Raw genomic sequence first — 22,563 nt, forward strand, 5'->3', positions numbered from 1 at the left:
AGGAGGTAAAATGATATGACATTTTTGAGTTTATGCAGAGAATTCTGGCAGGAAGAGGATGCCGTTGGTGTAGTAGAAATTATTTTGATCTTAGTCACGCTTATAGGCCTTGTTATCATTTTTAAAGAGCAGTTAAACGACCTGGTATCCAATATTCTCGCTAAAATTACCAAGCAAAGCAACAGCATTTAAAAGGAGGATTGCGTGAAAACAGGAAGTGTTACCGTGTTTCTGGCATTGATTACAACGGTCATTTTGGCTCTTACGGCAGCCAGTATTCAATCCGTGAAGAACGCGGCTTACAGGGTGCAGATTCTAAACGGAATGGACATAGGTTTATATTCTCTGTTTGCCCAGTATGATAAGGATATGCTGGAAGAGTACCACCTGTTATTTATAGACGGAACCTGGGGTGGGAGTCAGTTGAATATAGGCAGAATATGCGATGAAATTCAGAGTTATATGGAGCCTGTATTAAAACAAAATCATGCTTCTATGAAGATTTCCTCCCTGGGTCTTACAGGATATACCCTTGCTTCTGATCAAAACGGGCAGCCTTTTTATCAGCAGGCAGTTGAATATATGAAAGAAACAGCGGGAATTCAGGCAGTAAAAAAATTATGGGAAAAAGCCCGGGAAGAGACACAGAGTTCGCTGGAAGGGGAAGAGCTGTGGGAGAGTGCCAATGAAAATGAGACCATGGAGGAATATGAAATACAGATGCAGGAAGCGGACTCTGCCCAGGCTGAGGAAGAAGAGCCGCAGGAAGAGACAACACTTCCTGCTGAGCCGGTAGAAAACCCCATTCCTGTTATCCGGGAAATCCAGAATATGGGAATTTTAGATTTGGTTTTAAAAGATCCCGGGCAGGTTTCCCGGAAAGAGACAGATGAAGAACTGCTTTCTGCCAGAGAGCAGGAAACAGGGATGAATCCCCAGACAGAAGCAGAAGACGGCGCTGTGGATAAAATGCTTTTTCAGGAATATCTTTTTCAGATCTGCGGAGATTATCTGTCACCCGGACAGGGAAAACTGGATTATCAGATGGAATATATTCTGTTTGGCAGGGAAAGTGATATAGAAAACTTAAAAGCAGCGGCAAACAGGATTTTACTTATACGGGAAGGACTGAATTTCGCATACTTACTGGGGGATCCGGCTAAGAAAGGAGCCGCACAGGCACTGGCTGCCTCTTTAGCAGCAGCGATTCTGTTTCCGCCGGCAGAGCCGGTCATTGAGGCGGCATTGTTGTTGTGCTGGGCATTTGCAGAAAGTATTGTGGATATGCGGATGCTGTTTCAGGGACAAAAAGTACCCGCAGTTAAGTCTTCTGCTTCCTGGCAGACCTCGTTGGAAGGATTAACAGGCTTATTGGGAAACTGGGGAGAAGAAAAGACCGGGGAAGAGGGAATCGGTTATGAAGATTATTTGAAAATTCTTTTACTTTTACAGTCCCGGGAGAAAATGACAATAAGAGCCATGGATGTGGTGGAAATGGAGATCCGGAATAGGGACGGAAAAGAGACTTTTCGGCTGGATTGCTGTATTGGTGCGCTGGAGGCAGAGGCGGCCGTTGAGTCAGATATAAAAACGTATCAGATTAACAGAAGCTATGGATATGGAAATTGAAAGGAGGCGCAGGCAGGTGCTTTTCCGGAAAAATAAAAAAGACTCTCTTTCAGACAACAGGAGTTCTTATACCCCGGAGAACTCAGAAAAATTAAGCGGAAAAGCATCTGCCCGCGCTTCCTTTAAGACCGGAATCGTGCGTGGGAGCTTTACCGTAGAATGTGCGTTCATTCTGACGGCATTTTTCCTTTGTATGACTGTTATGATTAGCTTTATGGAAGTGTATCAGTTGCAGACAGAAAAACTGACGCATCTGTGTCAGACAGCGAAAGAGACAGGGATGTATATCAGTGTTTCCTCTGATGCACCGGAAGAAATTACAATTCCCGATGTCTATAATTATACGCCGGCTGTAAACGGACTGGGAATCCGCAGAGTTGTTTTACATAACTCAGTAAAAGTTCACACCTGGACGGGAAAAAGGGAGACAGAGAAGGCAGATACGAATGAGGAAATTGTATACATCACGGAAATCAGCGGCAGTGTTTATCACAAAAAAGAAGAATGTTCTTATCTGAAACTTTCAGTAGAAGAAGTCAGTAAGAGCTCCCTGGATACAAGAAGGAATCAGTATGGGTGCAGGTATTATCCCTGTGAAAAATGTCATGGAGGAAGCGGCCGTGTATTTATTACAAAAACAGGAACCCGTTATCATAAAGACAGAAATTGCAGCGGTTTAAAACGTTCCGTAAAAGCAGTGAAAATCTCCAGCGTTGACGGATGGAGAGCATGCAGCAGATGTGGAGGATAGAACATGGATGTTAAAGTGGTTTGTGTAATTGGAATATTAGGATACAATGCCTGGAAAGACTGGAAATTAAAGGAGATTTCCCTGTGGTCGCTTCTTTTCATTAATCTGATGGGAATGGGACTGTGCATGGGAAATACTCTGAGGGAAAACCAATGGGGAGAACTGGCGCTGGGATACGTTCCGGGAATTGCCCTGATTGGCCTTAGCATACTGACGAAAGGAAAGATTGGAATGGGAGACGGTCTGATTCTGTTAAGCCTGGGCAACTTTATGAGGATAAAGGAAGTGTTTCTGGTTCTGGGAATGGGGCTGCTTCTCTGTTCTTTCTGGTCAGGGATTTTACTAGTGGCAAGGAAAGCAGGGAAAAACAGCAGAATTCCTTTTGTGCCCTTTTTATTTGCCGGCTATCTGGGAGGTTTATGGTTATGGAAACTGTAAAAAAGGGAAGTTTAACAGTAGAGATTGCCCTTTTGAGTCCGATGATTCTGACAGTTCTTTTTCTGACAGTTTCTCTTTGTATATTTGTTCATCATCGGGTCTGGCTGGGTCAGGCGGCCTATGAGGCAGCGCTTACAGGTACAATGGAACCAGGAGAAGAAGCTGTAAGAAAGCCCCTGGTAAATACAAAAGCAGAAGAGCTGGTGGAAAGTCTTTATTACCCTTTGGAAAATACGGAATGGAAAGTTACCGGAGAAGAAGAGATTACTGTGGAGTACTGTGGGGAATTTCAAGTGTTTTTTCCGGGGATGAACTGGAAATTAAAAGAAAAAGGACAGACGAAAACAGTGGATCCTCCGGCTTTCATACGGAAAATACACGCACTAAAAGAAAAATAGGAGGGATGTGTTTGGAGGCAGAGTATAAAAAGGATATGAATCATAACTTTATGATTCTGAAGGAGCAGGGGGAAGAGAAAATAAAAACCACCTGTTACCAGGTAAGAATGCTGATTGGAAACAGCATTCCGCATTTACTTCCCTGCCAGCTTCGGGGCATGGACGGAGAGATGCTGTTCTATTATGAGATTACTTCCCTTCAGCCGATTACCGTTTCTTTTGAAAAGAAAAAGTTGGGTCAGGAAGATTTAAGAGAGATTTTCGCGGGATCCATTCAGGTATTAGATGCATTGGAAGAATATTTGCTGGATCCGGACAGTCTGGTAATGGATCCGGGCTTTATTTACCGATCGGCGCAGGACGGAGCATTTTATTTCTGCTATTTTCCGGGATATCGGAGGGGCATCTGGGAACAGATACAGAGACTGACAGAATACCTTCTTCCTAAAATTGATCATGAAGATAATGAAGCAGTTACTCTGGGCTATACAGTTTACCGGCAGGCTATGGAGGCAGACTTCACGCTGGATCAGATGAAACAGACACTGTATGAGTCTGGTACATGTCATAGGGAAGAAAGTCAGGAAGCACTTCAGGAGGAAATGGAAGAGAGGGTTTTTCTGAGAGAAGAAGATGTAACATCCCAATGGGAAGAACCAGAGAAAAAGCAATCTCCGTTGTTTCCGGGAATTGTTTATCTGTGCATTCTGGCTGTGTCGACAGCGGTTTTTATTGGAATGGCGTTTTTGCAGAGAAACGGATACCTGCCCTGGATGAATCTGACCATGATATTGGAGGCAGTGCTTCTGGCCGGGATATTTGCAATGGCCGGGACATTTTTTTACAGAACGTATAAGAAAGGAAAAAACGCAGAATCTTTGCAAACCAGGGAAACAGAAGAAACGATAAAGAAGGAGCCAAAGGAAGAGGAACCGCAGGAAAAAGAAATAACAAAGGAGGAAGATTCTTTGCAGACCACTGTTTTATATGAAGGAGAAACGGACAGGGCATCCTTTGTCAGCAGTCAGCCGGAGCGGTATAAAACCATATATCTTCAACAGGAACTGACCATTGTGGGGAAGATGAAATCGGCATCGGATGTGGTTATTCCCCTGCCGACGATTAGCAGAGTCCACGCAAAAGTCCGAAAAAGAAACGGAGAGTATTATCTTACAGACTTAAATTCCAGGAACGGAACTTCTGTTAATGGCGTACTTCTCAATGGAGAAGAGGAATATTTGTTAAAGCATCAGGATCAAGTCAGTTTTGCAGATGCAGACTATATATTTTGGAAAACATAGGGGAAGGATTCTTGTATAAGGGAAAGAAAACTGCTACAATGGAACAAAACATCAGGAAGTAGGACACTTATGGATTCTTTGAAAGAAATCTTTCATCGTGCGCCTGTCAACAGCAGTCTGATTGTAATCAATATCCTGGTTTTTCTGATTGCGGAGATTACGGGCGGGACAGAAAACGCAATGCATATGCTTGATCTGGGGGCGGCAAACCCTTTACTGATCGTGGAGCAGAGAGAATATTATCGTCTTTTTACCAGTATGTTTCTGCATTTTGGAATGGCTCATTTAGCAAACAATATGCTGGTTTTATTTGTAATAGGGGAAAATTTAGAACGGGCGGCCGGTGGAATCCGTTATCTGATTATTTATCTGCTAGGAGGCCTGGGAGGAAACCTGGTTTCCTGCTATTTCTCTTATACTCAGGATGCTATGACAATATCAGCCGGTGCATCGGGAGCAATATTCGGGACTATGGGAGCCATGATTTATGTGTTGCTGGTAAATAAAGGGAGAGTGGAAAATCTGACCATTCGTCAGATTGCCATTATGGCAGCGTTCTCTCTGTATTTTGGCTATACCAGCCATGGCGTTGACAATGCAGCCCACGTGGGAGGCCTCCTAGTTGGTTTTTTTGCCGCTTTTCTTTTTTACAGAAGAAAGAAAAGAGTTATAGGGGGAGAGTTATAGTAAAAGTAGTTCCTTCCCCTTCTTTGCTGGTTACCTGAATGGTTCCCCGGTGGGCTTCAATAACCTGCCTGGTAATGGCAAGTCCCAATCCGGTTCCGTTTTTCTTAAAGGTTACAAACGGAGTAAACAGGTCTTTTAATTTGTCTTCAGAGATACCACAGCCGGTATCGGAAATGGTGAGTATCAGGGTTTGGTCCTGAATCTGCCCGCAAATGGCAATACGTCCATCCTGTCCGATAGCTTCCTGGGCGTTTCGAAGGAGATTAATGAGTGCCTGGCGCATTTTAATCCGATCGATTGGAAGAGAAGGACATTCCTCAGGAAAATCCACATCCAAATCAATATTCAGATAAGTGAGTGTTGGGCGGACAGTAGTAAGTACCTGCTCTAAGAAATCGGAAAAGGAGATTTCTTCTTTGGTGAGTTTTTCTGCATTATTATAACTGGAGATTTCATTTAAAAGGGAAATCAGATATTCCATACTATCCAGGATATCATCCCAGTCTTCATAATCTGTTATTTCAGGATGGCGTTGGGCTAACAGCCGAAGCTGATTATTGATTAAATGCACGGGATTTCTGATTTCGTGGGAAACTTTCGACATAGTAAACTGGAATTGTTGTTTTAATTGTTCTATTTCGTTGGGTTTTATCATAAAATCACCTCAAAGGAAGTTTATCATTCAATATAAAAAATATCAACGAATATCGTATTGCAAATTTCGACAAAATGCGACAAAATAATAAAAAGAAAAACAAATAGGAGGAGACGATTATGGGAGAGTGTATTTTTTGTAAAATTGCAAATGGAGAAATACCTTCAGCTACTTTATATGAGGACGACAAATTTCGGGTGATTTTGGATTTATCCCCGGCCAGTAAGGGACATGCTTTAATATTACCTAAGCAGCATGTGGCAAATCTCTACGAGATTCCGGATGAGCTGGCGGCAGACGCAATGATTCTGGCTAAAAAAATGGCAGATAAAATGACAAAGGCCCTTTCCTGTGACGGATTTAATCTGGTGCAGAATAACGGAGAAGCAGCAGGACAGACGGTTTTCCATTTTCATATGCATCTTATCCCCCGGTATGACAAAGATCAGGTAGGACTGACATGGAAACCGGGAACACTTACCGATGAGGATAAAGAGGAAATTCTGGAGAAAATGAAATAAAGAAAATCCCGCTGGATTTGGTTGGTACAAAAGATGAAAAATGAATTATATGAGATTATCTATTTAAAATACCGTAACCTGTCCAGGAATGTTGCCTATGAAACAATACGGGAGTATGACCTGACAGAAGACATCGCTCAGGAAGTTTTCAAAATTCTTTATGAAAGAATGGATGAGATGGATCTTACAGATGAGGACTATATGCGGGCCTGGATCATCAATGTGACATTTCATAAATCCATTGATTTTGCCAGAAAAGCATACCGCCATCATGAGTACGGGTTCCATGAAGATAACAGAGAAGAACGGTATCTGATAGGAGAAAGCCCGGAAACGATTATGGAAAACAGAGAAGAGATCCGCAGAAAGGTGGAAATCCTCGTCAGATTCAGAGAAGAGCATCCACTGGAATACGAGCTTCTGATTCGTACGTCGATTGGAGAGGAAAGTCAGGAAGCTCTGGCTCGGGAAAAGGGACTTACTATCAGTAATTTACGAGTGAAGATTCATCGGGCGAGGTGTCAGCTTAGAAAAGAAATGGAAGAGGAAGAGTAAATAGGATCTGAGGCAGTTAAGAAAAATGAACTCAGAAACAAACAGAAAAATACGATCTGGATAAGGTTGATACGAAAGATGAGAAATGAATTATACGAAATTATTTATTTAAAATACCGCAACCTTTCCAGGAGCATTGCCTGTGAAACAATACAGGATTTGGATCTGGCAGAGGATATTGCCCAAGAGGTATTTAAAAAATTTTATGAAAAGATGGATACACTTGATTTAACAGACGAAGAACACCTTCGTGCCTGGATTATAAATGCCAGTTATCGTAAAGCCATCGACTTTGCCAGAAAAGCATATCGGCATCATGAATTTGGAATTCATGAAGACGGAAGGGAAGAACATCTTCTCATTGGAGAGAGTCCGGAGAAAATACTGGAACGACGGGAAGAAATTAAAGAAAAAGTAAAAATACTGGCAGAATTCCGGAAGGAAAAGCCCCTGGAATATGAGCTGCTTATGAAAAGTTCTACGGGAGAAGAAGAACAGGAGATCCTGGCCCGTGAAAAGGGAATTACCGTCAACAACTTACGCGTTAAGGTACACAGGGCCAGAACCCAGTTACAAAATGAGCTAAAACACAGAGAAGAATAGGGAGACTATTTTGAGGAAGAAGCGCAGTCTTCAATTAATCCCACAATCTTTGAAATTGCATCAAAGTGTGCGCTGCTTTCCATGGCTTTTACATAGGAATCCCGGTTGGCATATAATTCATGAATCGCATTTAGCAGGGATTGGCTGGTGATCTCCTCTTCTTCCAGAACCATACTATATCCCTGTTTCTGGAAGGAGCGGGCGTTTAATATCTGATCCCCGCGGCTGGCTTTCGCAGAAAGAGGAATTAAAAGATTCGGTTTATGCAAAGCGCTGATTTCACAGATGGCATTGGCGCCGGCTCTGGAGATGACCAGATCTGAAGCTGCAAATAAATCAGCCAGTTCTTTTTTAATATATTCGTACTGTACATATCCTTCAAGGTTTTGATAGGCTTCATCTATTTTGCCTTTGCCGCAGAGGTGAATCACCTGAAAATTCTTCAGAAGATCCGGAAGTATTTTACGAATGTTTTCATTCACGGATGCAGCGCCAAGGCTTCCTCCGATAATCAGAATAACAGGTTTGCTCTCGGTAAATCCGCAGAAATCAAGCCCTTTCCTGGAATCACCCTCCAATAATTCTTTGCGGATCGGGGTTCCGGTGAGGACGGCTTTCTGTTCCGGAAGATTTTTAACAGTCTCCGGAAAGTTACAGCAGACCTTTGTGGCAGAAGGAATGCAGAGCTTATTGGCCAGACCCGGGGTCATATCCGATTCGTGAATGATCGTCGGAATTTTATATTTTTTTGCAGCCAGAACCACAGGGACGGTGACAAATCCCCCTTTGGAGAAAATAACATCGGGATGTAAGGTTTTCAGAAGTTTTTTCGCCTGTGCGTATCCTTTAAGTACACGGAAAGGATCAGAAAAGTTCTTTAAATCGAAATACCTTCTGAGTTTACCGGATGCAATGCCATAGTAAGGGATACCCAGTTCTTCGATTAGTTTTTTTTCGATTCCGTCAAGAGATCCGATATAAGAAATATCATAGCCTGCCTCCTGCAGTTTAGGGATTAAGGCAATATTAGGAGTTACATGTCCGGCAGTTCCGCCGCCGGTAAGTACAATATGTTTCATAGGGTTCCTCCTGGTAAAAGAATTTTACTATCCTTAAATATGAACCCTTGCAGAGAAATTGTCAAGGAAAGATAGGAGTTCTCAATAGAAAAAATGAAAGTTAAAAATACGCAGCAGGATCCGAAAGAAAAGCAGATCCGACGAGAAGAATTTATTAAACAGTCAAAAGAGATAGAAAAAGTGCTTCTTCCTCATGGAGAAACTTTACAGGAATCTCCTGAGGAACTGGAAGAAGCCTACAAAAGAATGATTAGCTACCTAAAGGAAAGCGGCGTATATGAAGAAGACGGCCCGGCTCACAGGAGTACAAATACTGCAACCGGGTCTTCCAGAAGCAGAAAGGCAATGCGCTTTTTAGCAAAATGCGCAGTAATTGCAATACTCTGTGGAGGAAGTCTCTTTGCTTTAAGCATGCGAAGCGAAGCCAACAGAGTGTATTTTATGGATACGGTAAATTATCTGATTGGGAACGATACGCAAATTGATATAGGAATGGAAAAAGGGGATGATATGAAAGACTTAACAGAAGATGAGGTCAAAGAGCGAATAGAAGAGAAAATAGGGGTGAAAGTTCCTAATTTTAACTATAGACCTAAAGAGATGCAATATTCGAGTTATGAGATAAATACACAATTAGGAGTTGCTAATATAGAATACGAATTCGAGGGGACAAATACGCTATTATTAGTATCAAATAATGTAGGCGCAATGAAAGCAACTGCAAAATTGCACGGCGAAGAGATACATAGCTATACAGTTGAAACATTTCTGGATGGGATCAAAGTTGATATAACCGAGAACAAAGAGGATACAGACAAAAAAGCAAGTTACACTGCGTCGTGGAAATATAACAACTGTTATTATCAACTTTCGGGAAAGCTAGATACAGAAGAGTTTTTTAGAGTTGTAGAAAAGATATATTATAATTAAGTATAAAAAGAAGTTTTTTCATTTTGGATAGCTAAATAAAGTAAACGGCTCATAACAAAAGGCAAAAAAGTAATAAATAAATTGTAATTTTATGGCGTTTAATACGTATCTATATTGTAATGTAGGCAAAGAGAAAAGGGGTGATAGAGTTTAAGAAAATATGGGCGAAAATTACTTTGTTATGTATATTAGGAATCGGCGCGACCTTCTTCGGCTTGAAGGAGGATGTACAGGCGGCCAGCCTTCTGGAAGATCTGGCGATCACAGAAACAGAGACAGAAGGAGACTTTGCAGAAGATACCGAGTATTCCAAAACAAGAGGAAATGATTTAAACTTCGGATATTCTGCAGTAAAAAAACTGGCCAGTAACAAGGTAAGTATTTATAGTCTGACCCAGGGACATCACGAATGCGATACCATTTATTTAAGTATTAGCTTAGAACGTAAGGAAGACGGAGTTTACTATTCGTATAAATATTGGGATTTTTCTGCGAATAATGTAAGCAATTTAAGTAAAAGTATTGACGTGATAGTACCGAGCGGAACGTTTTACAGGGTACGTGCGGCACATATTACAATGGACGATGGTAATATAGAATCTGTAGAGACGTTGACAAATGGTGTTCTGATTGACTAACCGGTTAATCGGCTCCTTTTTGGTGTAAACTGCACTATAAAAACTTATTATATCGTAAAAACAAGAGTAATTTAAAAGAGTGGGCATTTTATATTAAGTCGGCATTGATGTTTTTTGTAAGTCGATGGATGGATATTGTTATTTTTTTGTTTTATTAAAATTTACCTAAAAATCTCAAGCGTATTTTGTACAATAATGTGACATGCGATTTGTCAAAAAAATTAAGAAAAATTGAATATGGAACCACACAGATGCAAAAAGATAAAAGAAAAAAATACAAAAGAGCTTACATTACCTTTTAGCTTAAGCAGAAGTGTAAAAATGAAATGTAAAAAATGTAACTTGTAAACAAAATGATAAGACAGAGGGATTGGGCCCCCTTTTGTCGCCATACATCAAAATTATATCTGCCAGTTACAGTCCGATAAAGGGGCTGTAACTGCAGATATTTCTATCCTTCAAAGTTCTTTGTATCTTCAGGGGAAGGAAGTCTCATATCTTAATCTTTTCAGAATTATTTCCAGGACAATTTTGTAAATTAAAAATTTATTTTTCATCCGGACTTTTCGGAAAATAGTGTAAAAAAAGAGGGAATCGTGTATAATAATTATAAGTGCAGCTTTGATTAGAAGATACAAAAAGGGGGCAGTGATATGAAGATTACCTTTCTTGGAGCAACTCATGAAGTGACCGGAAGCTGTTACTATCTGGAGGCAGCGGGCAAGAAGTTTCTTGTTGACTGCGGCATGGAGCAGGGGCCGGACAATTTCGAAAACGAGGAACTTCCTGTAAATCCGTCAGATTTGGATTTCGCACTATTAACCCATGCACATATTGATCATTCGGGCAATTTTCCGGCGTTATACGCAAAAGGGTTTCAGGGGCCTATTTATGCTACAGAGGCTACTTGCGATCTGTGTGATATAATGCTTCGGGACAGCGCTCACATTCAGATGTTCGAGGCAGAATGGAGGAACAGGAAAGGACGTCGTTCCGGTAAGCCGGAATTCGTACCGGCATACACCATGGAAGACGCTGTCGGCGTGTTAAGAAATTTTGTTTCCTGTGAGTACGGGCAGACGATTCATTTATCGGAAGGAATAAAAGTCCGGTTCATTGATGCAGGGCATCTGCTGGGATCTGCAAGCATTGAACTGTGGATGCTGGAAGACGGGAAAGAAGAAAAAATCGTATTTTCCGGCGACATTGGAAATATAAACCAGCCATTAATTAAAGACCCTACGTATCTGACGCAGGCAGACTATGTGGTAATGGAATCTACCTATGGAGATCGGACCCATGGAGAACGTCCGGACTATGCAAAAGCATTAGCAAAAGTAATTCAGAGAACCTTTGACAGGGGCGGCAATGTGGTAATTCCTTCATTTGCAGTAGGACGTACACAGGAAATGCTGTATTTTATCCGGCAGATTAAAGAAGAGAAACTGGTTCATGGATACGATGGATTTAAGGTTTATGTGGATAGTCCCCTTGCCAATGAAGCGACCACTATCTTCCGGGAACATCATTTAGACTGTTATGACGAGGAGGCTACACGTCTGATTCAACAGGGGATTAACCCGATCAGTTTCCAGGGGCTGAAAACTTCTATTACCAGTGAAGATTCTAAGGCCATTAATTTTGATGAAGAAAGAAAAGTTATAATTTCTGCCAGCGGAATGTGTGATGCCGGCAGAATTAAACACCATCTGAAACATAATTTATGGGATCGCAATAATACCATCCTGTTTGTGGGCTATCAGGCAGTTGGAACACTGGGAAGATCATTAATTGAAGGTGCAGAGCAGGTGAAACTGTTCGGAGAGGAAATTCATGTGGCGGCGGAAATCTGCCAGCTTCCGGGAATCAGCGGACATGCAGATGTGGATGGACTTTTAAAGTGGGCAGGATCTTTCAGAGAAAATCCTCCGAAACAGGTGTTTGTGACCCACGGCGAAGATGCGGTAACAGAAATATTTGCCGGACGGCTGAAAGAGGAATTTGGCTATTCGGCTATGGCGCCTTTCAGCGGAACGATTTATGATTTGGCCGGTAATGTATGTATCCATGAGGCAAAAGGAATCCGGCTTAAGAAAAAGAGCGGCAAAAAAGATCTCCGGGCGGTTACGGCTTTTGATAAACTCTGGAATATGGGACAGCGACTGCTTAAAGTCATTCGCAAAAATGAAGGCTGTGCAAACAAAGATCTGGCTAAATTTACGAGGGATATTCAATCTGTCTGCGATAAATGGGACAGGGAAGAGTAATAGAAAAGAGTCTCTAAAAACGGGCTGCTGCAGGAATGTTTTCCCGGCAGCAGCCTGGTGGTTGTTATAATTACTGTTCCTTTAAGGCTTCCTTTAAAGCCAGGGAGAGTTGATCCGGGCAGGAAGTTTTTCTGTGACCGCAGGTTGTGCCTTCCAGCTTGTCGATTACTTCCTGGGGAGACATACCCACTACAAGTTTAGCGATTCCGGAAGTATTTCCGGGACATCCGCCGATAAAATTCACCTTTTTAATTACCTGATCCTGTATTTCCACTTCAATGGCCTGTGAACAAACACCTTTAGTTTTATAAATCATGTCGGGTTCCTCCTTTCAAACAAACATTTCTTATATAAAGATTCATCAGGCAGTTATTATAACAGAGAATACGGGCTTTTGACAATGCAGAGACATAGGAAAAATGTCATTTAAGACAGGGAGGTGGTCATTTATATTAGATTTGGACATTAAGAAAAATCCACTATTATTTTCAGCGGGGACGCAATTGGCTTATAAAATAGCAGTATTAAAATTGAATGAAAGTACTTCTACGAAGCAGGCAGCCCAGAGAATGCAGCAAGATTTAACAGTCGAAATAATTAATACCAACAGAAGGACATCAGATGAAGCAGAAGGAAAGCGGCTGTACCGTATATTGATGGATGAAGAATAAACCACATTTCACAAAAGCTCAAACCTGTTTTTATCAAACCTCAGGATGTGTTCCTGTTCCATTTTACGCAGTTCTACGGTCATGGAGCTGCGATCTACAGAGAGATAGTCTGCCAGCTGCTGGCGGTTAAAGGGAATAGTGAAGGAAAAAGAATGATGCAAATCTGCCTGGGAGGACAGATATTCCATGAGCTTACTGCGGATGGAACGCTGAGCCAGAACGGAAACCTTGCCGGAAAGTTCCAGGTTCTTCTCTGCCAGAAGCAGAAAGAGATTCTGGATCAGACGCTGATGAAACCGGCAGGCGGAAGAACAGCTCTTTAAGATACGGCGTACATTCAGAAACAGGATGGAGGAATCTTTAGCCGCCAGGACATCAAAGGTTAAAGGAGCGCCAAGGGCAGCGAAAGCTTCTCCGAACATCCCGTATTCCTCTATGTGAGTGAGCAGGGACTGGCGGCCCCAGTAATCCTCCTTTAAAAGGTGAACGCTGCCTTTTACTACAATTCCTATCTCCAGAAGAATATCCTCTCTCTGAAAAATGAGAGAACCCCTGGGGTATTCCCGGTACTGGGCATGAAGACAGTCTAATATAGAAGCAATTTCTTCAGGGGTCATGGTCTGAAAGAGGCGCGTGTGTCTTAATTTCGTATAATCAATCAAAAAATTTTCCTCCTTTTTGTTGTAAATCCAACAGACTTGTTGGATTTATTTTATTATAATGCCCTTAAAAGGTCAAGAAAATACAAGTAGGAGGGAAGCTATGATACGGAAGATTGTTGAGATAAACCGGGAAAAATGCAACGGCTGCGGCTTATGTGCCGGCGCCTGCCATGAAGGGGCAATCGCCATGGTAAACGGAAAAGCGAAACTTCTCAGAGACGATTACTGCGACGGCTTGGGGGATTGTCTTCCGGTCTGTCCCACAGATGCCATTCAAATTGTTGAAAGAGAAGCGAAAGCTTATGATGAAGCAGCGGTTATGGAAAAGAAGAAACAGCCGGAAACTTCCCCGGAATCCGGTCAGGGGCAAAGCTGTCTGAGTCAGTGGCCGGTACAGATTCGTCTGGTATCGCCGGAGGCGGACTGTTTTCAGAAGGCACATCTTCTGATTGCAGCAGACTGCACCGCCTATGCCTATGGGAATTTCCATGAAGAGTTTATGAAAGGACGCGTAACTTTAATCGGATGTCCCAAACTGGATCCTGTGGATTACCGGGAAAAACTGGCTCTTCTTTTTCAGAAGCATGCCATTCAAAGTGTAACGGTCGCACGTATGGAAGTTCCGTGCTGCGGCGGTCTGGAGAGGGCGGTTCTGGGGGCAGTTCAAATGAGCAAAAGGGAGATTCCCTGCCGGATAGCGACCCTGTCAGCAAAGGGAAAGATCGTATCAATAAGAAAAGGAGAAGAGTAAAATGGAAAAAATGTTTTGTTTTCAGTGTGAACAGACAGCAAACGGGACGGGATGCAGCGGGTGCGCCGGTGTCTGCGGGAAGACGGAAGAAACTTCCAATCTTCAGGATGAACTTACTGGAGCTTTAATCGGGCTTGCCAGAGTATGGGAAGGACAGGAAGCCTCCTCAGAAGCTTTGGAACTGATGCAGGAAGGGTTGTTTGCGACGCTGACCAACGTGAACTTCGATGATAAATCCCTGAAGGAACTGATAGAGCGGGTTCGTATCTGCAAGAGCCAGACAGGAGAAAACTGTCAGGAATGTGATTCTCCCTGTGGACGAATGGAAGATTATGATGTAAAGAATATCTGGGAGGCAGAGGAAGACATCCGCAGTCTGAAATCCCTGCTTTTATTCGGACTGAGGGGAATGGCAGCCTATGCGTATCATGCCCGGATACTGGGGTATCGGGAGAAAGAGGTGGATACATTCTTTGCAAAGGCGCTGTTCCTCCTGGGAGAAGATTTGAGCATGGAAGAACTCCTTCCTGTGGTAATGGAAACCGGGGCCGTGAACTTAAAGTGTATGGAGCTTCTGGATCGGGCCAATACGGAAACCTACGGACATCCAAGACCTGAGACAGTTTCTATGACAGTAGAAAAAGGACCCTTCATCATAGTATCAGGACATGATCTGCTGGAACTGGAGGAGCTTCTGAAACAGACAGAAGGAAAAGGGATTCACATTTATACCCACGGAGAAATGCTTCCTGCCCATGCCTATCCCGGGTTAAAGAAATACTCCCATTTAAAGGGAAACTTCGGAACTGCATGGCAGAACCAGAAGAAAGAGTTTGCCAGTGTTCCGGCCCCCATTCTTTTTACCACCAACTGTCTGATGCCTCCGGCAGAAAGTTATGAAGACCGGATATTTACTTCTGACTGTGTACGTTATCCGGGAGCCGTTCATATTGGAAAAGACAGGGACTTTACGCCTGTCATTGAGAAGGCGCTGGAACTTGGCGGCTATGAAGAGGATACGGTATTTTACGGAGTAAACGGAGGAGTTCAGGTGACCACCGGATTTGCCAGGGATATGGTTCTCAGTGTGGCTGATCAGGTAGTCGGGGCAGTCAAAGACGGCAGTATCCGCCATTTCTTCCTGGTGGGGGGATGCGACGGAGCACGAAGCAAAAGAAACTATTATACGGAGTTTGTGAAACAGGCGCCCGATGACAGCGTGATTTTAACTTTAGCCTGTGGAAAGTACCGCTTCAATGATTTGGATCTGGGAACCATTCAGGGACTTCCCCGGCTGATGGATATGGGACAGTGCAACGATGCTTACAGCGCGATCCAGGTAGCTCTGGCTCTTTCTCAGGCATTCCAGTGTGAGGTAAATGAACTTCCCCTTACCCTGGTGCTCTCCTGGTATGAACAGAAAGCAGTCTGCATTTTACTGACTCTCCTTCATCTGGGCTTAAAGAATATCTACCTGGGACCAACTCTTCCGGCCTTTCTTTCCCCGAAAGTGGCCGCATACCTGGTAGAAAACTTCCAGATCCATCCTACTACAACCCCGGAAGAGGACCTGAAAACAATTCTGGGCTAATCTTTCCGTCCAGGTACTGCTTTTCTTCGGGAAACAGATTTGCTATAATGAAGAAAAATGAAAAGCAGAGAGGTTAGAAATATGCATCGTATCGGAATTATAGGAGCAATGGAAGAAGAGATTGCCAGCTTAAAGGAAAAGATGGAGCAGGTAACCTGCAAAAAGAAGGCAGGCATGGAATTTCAGGAGGGGATCCTCCGGGGAAAACAGGTGGTAGTTGTACGTTCCGGAATCGGGAAAGTAAACGCGGCGGTATGTACCCAGATTTTAGCAGATGATTATCAGGTGGATGCCGTACTGAATACCGGAATTGCAGGCTCCTTAAATAATGAGATTAATATAGGAGATATTGTGGTATCTCAGGATGTGCTGCAGCACGATATGGATGCCACAGGATTCGGGTATGAGAGGGGTCAGATTCCCAGAATGGAGACTCTGTCTTTTGCAGCAGATGAGGAACTGGCAGACCTTGCACAGAAAAAGTGTAAAGAAGTAAATCCGGATATTTCCGTATTTAAAGGAAGAATTGCAAGCGGTGATCAGTTTGTTTCCTCTAAAGAAGTAAAGACAGATATTGTAGAGACGTTCGGAGGCTTCTGTGTGGAAATGGAAGGAGCGGCAATCGGACAGGCCGCTTACCTGAATCAGATTCCATTTCTGATTATCCGCGCAATCTCTGATAAGGCAGATGACAGCGCCACAGTGGATTACAGTACTTTTGAGAAGAAAGCCATTGAACACTGCGTGAACTTAACCCTTGCCATGATAGAAGAAATGTAAAGAGAATACTTGAAGGACAGGGCGGCGAAAATCCCTTAAAACTGCAGCTTTTCCAGGAATTTGTCGAACGATTTTTATTTTCAAATACCAGGTACGGCGATATAATATCAGTACGAATGTAAAAGGAGGGTATTATGTTAGACAAACTCATGGACATGCACATTTTACTCTATTGTATGGTGGCAGCAGGAACCCTGGGGGTTTTGGGGATGGCAGCCACCCACCTTACCTACAGAAGAAGATTAAAAAGCACCGGCCACTTATCGAATTTAAAAGAAAAGTGGCTTAATTTATGGAAAAGCCGGGATCGGCTGATGCGCCGGATGAACCGGTGGGTATGGTATCCGTCTCTGATAAACTTCTTATGTCTGGGAGCGGCCATTGCATTTTCCGCATCCCTGAAAATGGAGGAAGGAATTTCCCTGTGGTATGTGTACGCGGGGGCCTTTGTTCCGCTGCTTCTGCTAGTCTGCAGGCAGGGACTGGATTTTGCGTATAAGGAAGAGCTGCTGACAGATTCCCTTGCAGATTACGTGGACAAGACGAAAAAATGGATAGAGGAAGATCCGGGTGAGAACATGAGTGTGGAAATGCAAAATGAAATGGTAGAACAGATTGCAGCCAGTATCCGTGAAACGGCAGCCGCGGGCAGCCACTTCAGCAAAATGCTGTCTCCGGAGGAGGAAGAGATTATGCGCGAAATTATACGGGAGTTTATGACATGAAAATTGTACAAAAACAAGGAATTCCGTGGTCATTTGCTTGTGGTAACTGACAAAATTTGCTATACTATTCTCAGAGCGCAAATAGGCGCAAAAAGGTAAAGGAGCGATGAGAGGTATGGGAAGCAAAGTTACATTTGATTATTCAAAAGCAGGATGCTTTATCGCAGACCATGAGATGGAAGCCATGAAAGGGCTGGCACAGGCTGCGAAAGAGACGTTGGTAAGTAAATCAGGAGCAGGGAATGATTTCCTGGGATGGATTGATTTGCCGGTGGATTACGATAAAGAAGAATTTGACAGAATCAAAAAAGCGGCGAAGAAGATTCAGGAAGACTCCGATGTACTCCTGGTAATCGGAATCGGAGGTTCCTATCTGGGAGCACGGGCAGCCATCGAGTTTTTAAGACATGGTTTTTATAATAATATTTCCAAAGAAGCGCGCAGAACGCCGGAGATTTACTTTGTAGGAAACAGTATCAGCACGGATTATATCAAAGGGCTGATAGATGTTGTGGGAGACAGAGATTTCTCCATTAACATGATTTCCAAATCAGGAACTACCACAGAACCTGCCATTGCTTTCCGTGTGTTTAAAGAAATCCTGGAGAAGAAATATGGCAAAGAAGGAGCTGCAGCCAGAATTTATGCTACCACAGACAAAGCCAGAGGAGCTCTGAAAAAAGTGGCGGATGAAGAAGGCTATGAAGAATTTGTAGTGCCGGATGATGTAGGGGGACGTTTCTCCGTACTGACGGCCGTAGGACTTCTGCCTATCGCGGTCAGCGGCGCAGACATTGACAAATTAATGGAAGGCGCAGCTTCCGCAAGAGAAATGGCTCTGAATCAGGACTTTGAAGAAAACGACGCAGTGAAATATGCGGCAGTACGCAATATTCTCCTGAGAAAAGGGAAAAACGTGGAGATTCTGGCAAATTATGAGCCAAGCCTTCACTATGTAAATGAGTGGTGGAAACAGCTCTATGGAGAAAGCGAAGGAAAAGATCAGAAGGGAATTTTCCCGGCCGCTGTGGATTTAACCACAGATCTGCACTCTATGGGACAGTTTATTCAGGATGGAGCCAGAATTATGTTTGAAACCGTTCTGAATCTGGAGAAACCGGAACATGAACTTCTTATTAATGAAGAACCGGTAGACTTAGACGGCCTCAATTATCTGGCAGGAAAGAGTGTGGATTTCGTAAATAAGAGCGCAATGAACGGAACGATTCTGGCGCATACAGACGGTAACGTTCCCAATCTGCGGATAGATATTCCGGAAAGAAATGAATTTTATCTTGGACAGTTGTTCTATTTCTTTGAGTTTGCATGCGGCGTAAGCGGATATTTGCTGGGAGTTAATCCCTTTAATCAGCCGGGAGTGGAAAGCTATAAGAAGAATATGTTTGCCCTCCTTGGAAAACCTGGATTCGAAAAGGAAAGAGAAGAATTATTAAAGAGATTATAATCCGATAAATTCATATAGAAATTTAAAAGAAAGAGATGCTGCAGAAGGGAAAGTTCTTTTCTGCAGCATCCTTTGTATATACCGTCAGTCTTCTTCAATTACCTGAATCTCCAGAAAATCGAAATCAATGTGTTCGATAAAGTTATCCTGGAAGAAACGGGCCTTTGCATGACGCTTAAACTCATTGACTGTAGAATCCAGCCAGATGGGATTCCCCAGATCCAGGTCATAACAAATCTGTTCCAGACAGTCAAAGACTTTTTTCGTCCGGTTATTGTCGGTGTCATCACAGGCGACCGTATCCGTAAGAAGACGGTTATCTTTAAAAATTTTACCCCACAGTCGAAACATTTTAAAAACCTGCCCTTCATGGAATTTCGAATGTCTATAAGTATAGACGCAAAGCATGCAAATGTAAAGGAGAAGTAGATAGGAAAGATGAAAAACATCAGGATAGACTCAAGATTAAAGGAATTATATCCCAAGGCAGTCCTGGCCTGCGTACAGTGTCGGGTACAGGTAAAAGAAAGCCCAAAAGAGTTATTAAATGAATTAAAAAAGACAGAAGACAGGATACAGGAGACCTGTCCCACAAACAGTGAAATTGCAAAAAGAGAACCCATTGCCCATACCAGGGAAGCCTACAAGGCCTTTGGGAAAGAGCCGGGACGATACCGGGGATCCTCTGAGGCCATGCACAGAAGAATCCGCCAGGGAAAGGGACTCTACTATATTAATAACGTAGTAGACTGTAACAATCTGGTATCCCTGAAGACAGGCTATTCCATGGGAGTTTACGATACGGCTCAGATTGGAGAGGAGATTGTCTGGAAAGTGGCAGAACCGGGTAGCTGTTACAGGGGAATCGGAAAGGAAGAGATTAATGTGGAGTTTCTTCCGGTGCTGGAGGATGAACAGGGACCTTTTGGAAATCCAACCAGCGACAGCACGAGAGCCATGATTCGCGAAGAGACCAAAGAAGTTCTTATGTGTATCTATGGTCTGGGAGCCCTCAGTCTGGAGACAGAGATGGAAGAGATGAAACGGGTGCTGAGAATTTACTGCGGCAGTGAAAGCTTTGAAGAAGCGCTGATTCTGTAGAAAAAAGAGCGTCCGAGCTTTACATAAAGAGAGAAATCTACTATAATGAAAAACATTAAGGCCCGAAACGGATCTGTGAACGAAACGAGGAGGATATAGATTTATGAAATTATATGAAAACGGTGTATATCTTGTAAATGGAACCGAGATCATAGAAGAGGGACAGGCGCCTCTTCCGGTTTCCAAAGAAGAAGCTGCAAAAAACACCATTGCCTATGGGATTCTGAAAGAACACAATACCTCCGGCAATATGGAAAAGCTTCAGATTAAATTTGATAAACTGACTTCCCACGATATTACTTTCGTCGGAATTATTCAGACAGCCAGAGCATCCGGACTGGAAAAATTTCCGGTGCCCTATGTGCTGACAAACTGCCATAACTCTCTGTGTGCAGTTGGCGGAACCATCAACGAAGACGATCATATGTTCGGACTGACCTGTGCAAAGAAATACGGCGGCGTATATGTGCCTCCTCATCAGGCAGTCATTCACCAGTATGCCCGTGAAATGCTGGCCGGCGGCGGAAAAATGATTCTGGGCTCCGACAGCCATACCCGTTACGGCGCTTTAGGAACCATGGCTATGGGAGAGGGCGGACCGGAACTGGTAAAACAGCTTTTAGAGCAGACTTACGACATTAATATGCCGAAAGTTGTAGCTGTATATCTGAAAGGGGAACCGCGTCCGGGCGTAGGCCCCCAGGACGTAGCTCTGGCCATTATCGGAGAAGTCTTTAACAACGGTTATGTAAAGAATAAAGTAATGGAATTTGTAGGTCCGGGCGTGGCGAACTTAAGTGCAGATTTCAGAATCGGCATCGACGTTATGACTACAGAGACCACCTGTTTGTCTTCTATCTGGGAAACAGATTCCAAAATCGAGGAATTCTATGCAATTCATGGAAGAAGCGAAGATTATAAAGAGCTGAAACCGGGACAGACTGCTTACTACGACGGCATGATTGAGATCGATTTAAGCGAGATTAAACCGATGATCGCAATGCCTTTCCATCCAAGCAACACCTATACCATTGATGAGTTAAAGGCAAACCTGGGTGATATTTTACATGAAGTAGAGAAGAAGGCCCAGATCAGCCTGGACGGAAAGATCGACTTCAGCCTTCAGGATAAAGTGGTTGACGGAAAACTTTATGTGGATCAGGGAATTATTGCAGGATGTGCCGGCGGCGGATTTGAAAATATCTGTGCGGCAGCAGACATCTTAAAGGGCAGCAGCATCGGAGCAGACGCCTTTACTTTAAGTGTTTATCCGGCAAGTACGCCGATTTATATGGAACTGGCGAAAAACGGCGTCTTAGCAGATCTTCTGGCTACGGGCGCAGTAGTGAAAACCGCTTTCTGCGGTCCGTGCTTCGGCGCAGGAGATACTCCGGCAAATAATGCCTTCAGTATCCGTCACACTACCAGAAACTTCCCGAACCGTGAAGGATCTAAGATTCAGAACGGCCAGATTTCTTCTGTTGCCTTAATGGATGCCCGTTCTATTGCCGCTACAGCAGCGAACAAAGGCTTCCTTACTTCCGCAGAGGAATTTACGGGAGATTATACCAACCAGAAATATTTCTTTGATAAGACGATTTATGAGAACCGTATATTTGACAGCCATGGTGTGGCAGATCCTTCAGTGGAAATCCAGTTCGGACCAAACATCAAAGACTGGCCCCAGATGCCCAGCCTGGCAGAGAATCTGGTGCTGAAAGTGGTTTCTGAGATTCATGATCCGGTGACCACCACAGACGAACTGATTCCCTCCGGAGAGACTTCTTCTTACCGTTCCAATCCTCTGGGACTGGCAGAGTTTACCCTCTCCAGAAAAGACCCGGCTTACGTGGGAAGAGCCAAAGAAGTGCAGAAAGCACAGCATGCCATTCAGGAAGGAAAGTGTCCGCTGGATGCTTTAGAAGAACTGAAACCGGTTATGGAAGTGATAAATCAGAAATTCCCGGAAGCAGGCAAAGGCAATTTAGGTGTAGGAAGCACCATCTTTGCAGTAAAACCGGGAGACGGTTCTGCCCGGGAGCAGGCAGCGTCCTGTCAGAAAGTGTTGGGCGGCTGGGCAAATATTGCCAATGAGTATGCGACGAAACGGTATCGTTCCAACCTGATTAACTGGGGTATGCTTCCTTTCTTAATTCCGGAAGGAGAACTGCCCTTTAAGAACGGCGACTATCTGTTCTTCCCACAGATTCGCAAAGCGGTGGAAGAAAAGGCAGAGACCATTACCGGCTATGTGGCAGAAGAAAACGGATTGAAAGAATTTACGGTTACTTTAGGTGAGCTGACCGACGATGAAAGAGAAATTATTTTAAAAGGATGCCTGATTAACTATAATCGAAAATAAGAA

26 protein-coding genes are annotated in these 22,563 nt (G+C 43.5%); 21 read left to right on the forward strand and 5 right to left on the reverse strand.

Annotated features, from left to right (window positions below; translation table 11 throughout):
* Window positions 1-15 precede the first annotated feature (15 nt).
* The 7 genes from B5F53_RS08175 (at window position 16) to B5F53_RS08205 (ending at window position 5,204) form a co-directional block, all read left to right on the forward strand.
* Window positions 16-192: a Flp1 family type IVb pilin gene (locus B5F53_RS08175; RefSeq protein WP_204246917.1), complete on the forward strand. Its 177-nt coding sequence runs from the start codon at window positions 16-18 to the stop codon at window positions 190-192.
* A 12-nt stretch (window positions 193-204) separates the two neighbouring features.
* A complete protein-coding gene (locus B5F53_RS08180; RefSeq protein ID WP_087222216.1) occupies window positions 205-1,629 on the forward strand; it encodes a DUF5702 domain-containing protein in 1,425 nt (474 codons plus the stop codon).
* Window positions 1,619-2,380, forward strand: a complete 762-nt coding sequence (locus B5F53_RS08185) for a hypothetical protein (protein ID WP_140398226.1) — start codon at window positions 1,619-1,621, stop codon at window positions 2,378-2,380. Before B5F53_RS08180 ends, B5F53_RS08185 begins: the two co-directional genes overlap by 11 nt.
* A gap of 3 nt (window positions 2,381-2,383) precedes the next feature.
* Entirely contained in the window at window positions 2,384-2,818 is a 435-nt protein-coding gene (locus B5F53_RS08190; protein WP_087222220.1) for a hypothetical protein, read from the forward strand.
* Entirely contained in the window at window positions 2,806-3,216 is a 411-nt protein-coding gene (locus B5F53_RS08195; protein WP_162610560.1) for a TadE family protein, read from the forward strand. The genes B5F53_RS08190 and B5F53_RS08195 overlap by 13 nt, the downstream gene beginning before the upstream one ends.
* Window positions 3,217-3,227: 11 nt before the next feature.
* A complete protein-coding gene (locus B5F53_RS08200) occupies window positions 3,228-4,517 on the forward strand; it encodes a DUF6382 domain-containing protein (protein WP_162610561.1) in 1,290 nt (429 codons plus the stop codon).
* A gap of 69 nt (window positions 4,518-4,586) precedes the next feature.
* Window positions 4,587-5,204: a rhomboid family intramembrane serine protease gene (locus B5F53_RS08205; RefSeq protein ID WP_087222227.1), complete on the forward strand. Its 618-nt coding sequence runs from the start codon at window positions 4,587-4,589 to the stop codon at window positions 5,202-5,204.
* On the opposite strand, the gene B5F53_RS08210 is transcribed toward B5F53_RS08205, so the two are convergent.
* The gene (locus B5F53_RS08210; RefSeq protein ID WP_087222229.1) at window positions 5,185-5,859 is read right to left on the reverse strand and encodes a sensor histidine kinase; all 675 of its coding nucleotides are present in this window, start codon (window positions 5,857-5,859) and stop codon (window positions 5,185-5,187) included. The genes B5F53_RS08205 and B5F53_RS08210 overlap by 20 nt on opposite strands.
* A 119-nt stretch (window positions 5,860-5,978) precedes the next feature.
* Here B5F53_RS08210 and B5F53_RS08215 point away from each other — a divergent pair, with 119 nt between their 5' ends.
* The 3 genes from B5F53_RS08215 to B5F53_RS08225 all read left to right on the forward strand — a co-directional run bounded on the left by B5F53_RS08215 (window position 5,979) and on the right by B5F53_RS08225 (window position 7,538).
* Window positions 5,979-6,380 carry an HIT family protein gene (locus B5F53_RS08215; protein WP_087222231.1) on the forward strand — a complete coding sequence of 134 codons (402 nt, stop codon included), beginning with the start codon at window positions 5,979-5,981 and terminating at the stop codon, window positions 6,378-6,380.
* A gap of 33 nt (window positions 6,381-6,413) precedes the next feature.
* Complete coding sequence (locus tag B5F53_RS08220) at window positions 6,414-6,935, forward strand: RNA polymerase sigma factor (RefSeq protein ID WP_140398227.1); 522 nt, start codon at window positions 6,414-6,416, stop codon at window positions 6,933-6,935.
* A gap of 78 nt (window positions 6,936-7,013) precedes the next feature.
* Window positions 7,014-7,538, forward strand: a complete 525-nt coding sequence (locus tag B5F53_RS08225; protein ID WP_087222235.1) for an RNA polymerase sigma factor — start codon at window positions 7,014-7,016, stop codon at window positions 7,536-7,538.
* 5 nt (window positions 7,539-7,543) lie between these two features.
* On the opposite strand, the gene B5F53_RS08230 is transcribed toward B5F53_RS08225, so the two are convergent.
* Window positions 7,544-8,617: an undecaprenyldiphospho-muramoylpentapeptide beta-N-acetylglucosaminyltransferase gene (locus B5F53_RS08230; RefSeq protein WP_087222237.1), complete on the reverse strand. Its 1,074-nt coding sequence runs from the start codon at window positions 8,615-8,617 to the stop codon at window positions 7,544-7,546.
* Between the two features lie 93 nt (window positions 8,618-8,710).
* Here B5F53_RS08230 and B5F53_RS08235 point away from each other — a divergent pair, with 93 nt between their 5' ends.
* From B5F53_RS08235 to B5F53_RS08245, 3 genes are all read left to right on the forward strand, one after another.
* The gene (locus tag B5F53_RS08235; RefSeq protein WP_087222239.1) at window positions 8,711-9,547 is read left to right on the forward strand and encodes a DUF4367 domain-containing protein; all 837 of its coding nucleotides are present in this window, start codon (window positions 8,711-8,713) and stop codon (window positions 9,545-9,547) included.
* Between the two features lie 140 nt (window positions 9,548-9,687).
* Window positions 9,688-10,185 (forward strand): DUF6147 family protein, encoded by a 498-nt coding sequence (locus tag B5F53_RS08240; RefSeq protein ID WP_087222241.1) that lies wholly within the window; start codon window positions 9,688-9,690, stop codon window positions 10,183-10,185.
* 653 nt (window positions 10,186-10,838) lie between these two features.
* A complete protein-coding gene (locus B5F53_RS08245; protein ID WP_087222243.1) occupies window positions 10,839-12,452 on the forward strand; it encodes an MBL fold metallo-hydrolase RNA specificity domain-containing protein in 1,614 nt (537 codons plus the stop codon).
* Window positions 12,453-12,522: 70 nt separating this feature from the next.
* Here B5F53_RS08245 and B5F53_RS08250 read toward each other — a convergent pair whose 3' ends face one another.
* A complete protein-coding gene (locus B5F53_RS08250; protein WP_087222245.1) occupies window positions 12,523-12,768 on the reverse strand; it encodes a TIGR03905 family TSCPD domain-containing protein in 246 nt (81 codons plus the stop codon).
* A gap of 103 nt (window positions 12,769-12,871) precedes the next feature.
* Here B5F53_RS08250 and B5F53_RS08255 point away from each other — a divergent pair, with 103 nt between their 5' ends.
* Complete coding sequence (locus B5F53_RS08255) at window positions 12,872-13,123, forward strand: hypothetical protein (RefSeq protein WP_087222247.1); 252 nt, start codon at window positions 12,872-12,874, stop codon at window positions 13,121-13,123.
* Window positions 13,124-13,131: 8 nt separating this feature from the next.
* Here B5F53_RS08255 and B5F53_RS08260 read toward each other — a convergent pair whose 3' ends face one another.
* Window positions 13,132-13,785 carry a Crp/Fnr family transcriptional regulator gene (locus tag B5F53_RS08260; RefSeq protein ID WP_242970275.1) on the reverse strand — a complete coding sequence of 218 codons (654 nt, stop codon included), beginning with the start codon at window positions 13,783-13,785 and terminating at the stop codon, window positions 13,132-13,134.
* A gap of 100 nt (window positions 13,786-13,885) precedes the next feature.
* Between B5F53_RS08260 and B5F53_RS08265 the strand changes: the two genes are divergently transcribed.
* The 5 genes from B5F53_RS08265 (at window position 13,886) to B5F53_RS08285 (ending at window position 19,097) form a co-directional block, all read left to right on the forward strand.
* Window positions 13,886-14,536, forward strand: a complete 651-nt coding sequence (locus B5F53_RS08265; protein ID WP_087222249.1) for an ATP-binding protein — start codon at window positions 13,886-13,888, stop codon at window positions 14,534-14,536.
* 10 nt (window positions 14,537-14,546) lie between these two features.
* On the forward strand, window positions 14,547-16,127 hold the full coding sequence (gene hcp / locus B5F53_RS08270) for a hydroxylamine reductase (protein WP_087222445.1): 1,581 nt from the start codon (window positions 14,547-14,549) through the stop codon (window positions 16,125-16,127).
* An 81-nt stretch (window positions 16,128-16,208) separates the two neighbouring features.
* On the forward strand, window positions 16,209-16,907 hold the full coding sequence (locus tag B5F53_RS08275; protein WP_087222252.1) for a 5'-methylthioadenosine/adenosylhomocysteine nucleosidase: 699 nt from the start codon (window positions 16,209-16,211) through the stop codon (window positions 16,905-16,907).
* Window positions 16,908-17,041: 134 nt separating this feature from the next.
* Window positions 17,042-17,632: a hypothetical protein gene (locus B5F53_RS08280; RefSeq protein ID WP_087222253.1), complete on the forward strand. Its 591-nt coding sequence runs from the start codon at window positions 17,042-17,044 to the stop codon at window positions 17,630-17,632.
* A gap of 115 nt (window positions 17,633-17,747) precedes the next feature.
* Complete coding sequence (locus B5F53_RS08285; protein WP_087222255.1) at window positions 17,748-19,097, forward strand: glucose-6-phosphate isomerase; 1,350 nt, start codon at window positions 17,748-17,750, stop codon at window positions 19,095-19,097.
* Between the two features lie 84 nt (window positions 19,098-19,181).
* Here the strand turns inward: B5F53_RS08285 and B5F53_RS08290 are convergent, their stop codons facing one another.
* Window positions 19,182-19,448, reverse strand: coding sequence for a hypothetical protein (locus B5F53_RS08290; protein ID WP_087222257.1), 267 nt, complete (start codon window positions 19,446-19,448; stop codon window positions 19,182-19,184).
* Between the two features lie 87 nt (window positions 19,449-19,535).
* Between B5F53_RS08290 and B5F53_RS08295 the strand changes: the two genes are divergently transcribed.
* Both B5F53_RS08295 and B5F53_RS08300 read left to right on the forward strand, forming a co-directional pair.
* Window positions 19,536-20,198 (forward strand): B3/B4 domain-containing protein, encoded by a 663-nt coding sequence (locus B5F53_RS08295; protein WP_087222259.1) that lies wholly within the window; start codon window positions 19,536-19,538, stop codon window positions 20,196-20,198.
* Window positions 20,199-20,301: 103 nt separating this feature from the next.
* A complete protein-coding gene (locus tag B5F53_RS08300; RefSeq protein ID WP_087222261.1) occupies window positions 20,302-22,560 on the forward strand; it encodes a hydratase in 2,259 nt (752 codons plus the stop codon).
* Window positions 22,561-22,563 lie beyond the last annotated feature (3 nt).

It is taken from the genome of Blautia sp. An249 (assembly GCF_002159835.1).
GTDB lineage: Bacteria > Bacillota > Clostridia > Lachnospirales > Lachnospiraceae > Blautia_A > Blautia_A avistercoris.

Excerpts from the sequence above, each read along its gene's own strand:
- B5F53_RS08175 (WP_204246917.1), top strand. The coding sequence starts at position 16 with ATGACATTTTTGAGTTTATGCAGAGAATTCTGGCAGGAAGAGGATGCC.
- B5F53_RS08185 (WP_140398226.1), top strand. The coding sequence starts at position 1,619 with ATGGAAATTGAAAGGAGGCGCAGGCAGGTGCTTTTCCGGAAAAATAAA.
- B5F53_RS08190 (WP_087222220.1), top strand. The coding sequence starts at position 2,384 with ATGGATGTTAAAGTGGTTTGTGTAATTGGAATATTAGGATACAATGCC.
- B5F53_RS08195 (WP_162610560.1), top strand. The coding sequence starts at position 2,806 with ATGGAAACTGTAAAAAAGGGAAGTTTAACAGTAGAGATTGCCCTTTTG.
- B5F53_RS08205 (WP_087222227.1), top strand. The coding sequence starts at position 4,587 with ATGGATTCTTTGAAAGAAATCTTTCATCGTGCGCCTGTCAACAGCAGT.
- B5F53_RS08210 (WP_087222229.1), bottom strand. The coding sequence starts at position 5,859 with ATGATAAAACCCAACGAAATAGAACAATTAAAACAACAATTCCAGTTT.
- B5F53_RS08215 (WP_087222231.1), top strand. The coding sequence starts at position 5,979 with ATGGGAGAGTGTATTTTTTGTAAAATTGCAAATGGAGAAATACCTTCA.
- B5F53_RS08220 (WP_140398227.1), top strand. The coding sequence starts at position 6,414 with ATGAAAAATGAATTATATGAGATTATCTATTTAAAATACCGTAACCTG.
- B5F53_RS08225 (WP_087222235.1), top strand. The coding sequence starts at position 7,014 with ATGAGAAATGAATTATACGAAATTATTTATTTAAAATACCGCAACCTT.
- B5F53_RS08230 (WP_087222237.1), bottom strand. The coding sequence starts at position 8,617 with ATGAAACATATTGTACTTACCGGCGGCGGAACTGCCGGACATGTAACT.
- B5F53_RS08235 (WP_087222239.1), top strand. The coding sequence starts at position 8,711 with ATGAAAGTTAAAAATACGCAGCAGGATCCGAAAGAAAAGCAGATCCGA.
- B5F53_RS08245 (WP_087222243.1), top strand. The coding sequence starts at position 10,839 with ATGAAGATTACCTTTCTTGGAGCAACTCATGAAGTGACCGGAAGCTGT.
- B5F53_RS08250 (WP_087222245.1), bottom strand. The coding sequence starts at position 12,768 with ATGATTTATAAAACTAAAGGTGTTTGTTCACAGGCCATTGAAGTGGAA.
- B5F53_RS08255 (WP_087222247.1), top strand. The coding sequence starts at position 12,872 with ATGTCATTTAAGACAGGGAGGTGGTCATTTATATTAGATTTGGACATT.
- B5F53_RS08265 (WP_087222249.1), top strand. The coding sequence starts at position 13,886 with ATGATACGGAAGATTGTTGAGATAAACCGGGAAAAATGCAACGGCTGC.
- hcp (WP_087222445.1), top strand. The coding sequence starts at position 14,547 with ATGTTTTGTTTTCAGTGTGAACAGACAGCAAACGGGACGGGATGCAGC.
- B5F53_RS08275 (WP_087222252.1), top strand. The coding sequence starts at position 16,209 with ATGCATCGTATCGGAATTATAGGAGCAATGGAAGAAGAGATTGCCAGC.
- B5F53_RS08280 (WP_087222253.1), top strand. The coding sequence starts at position 17,042 with ATGTTAGACAAACTCATGGACATGCACATTTTACTCTATTGTATGGTG.
- B5F53_RS08285 (WP_087222255.1), top strand. The coding sequence starts at position 17,748 with ATGGGAAGCAAAGTTACATTTGATTATTCAAAAGCAGGATGCTTTATC.
- B5F53_RS08290 (WP_087222257.1), bottom strand. The coding sequence starts at position 19,448 with ATGTTTCGACTGTGGGGTAAAATTTTTAAAGATAACCGTCTTCTTACG.
- B5F53_RS08295 (WP_087222259.1), top strand. The coding sequence starts at position 19,536 with ATGAAAAACATCAGGATAGACTCAAGATTAAAGGAATTATATCCCAAG.
- B5F53_RS08300 (WP_087222261.1), top strand. The coding sequence starts at position 20,302 with ATGAAATTATATGAAAACGGTGTATATCTTGTAAATGGAACCGAGATC.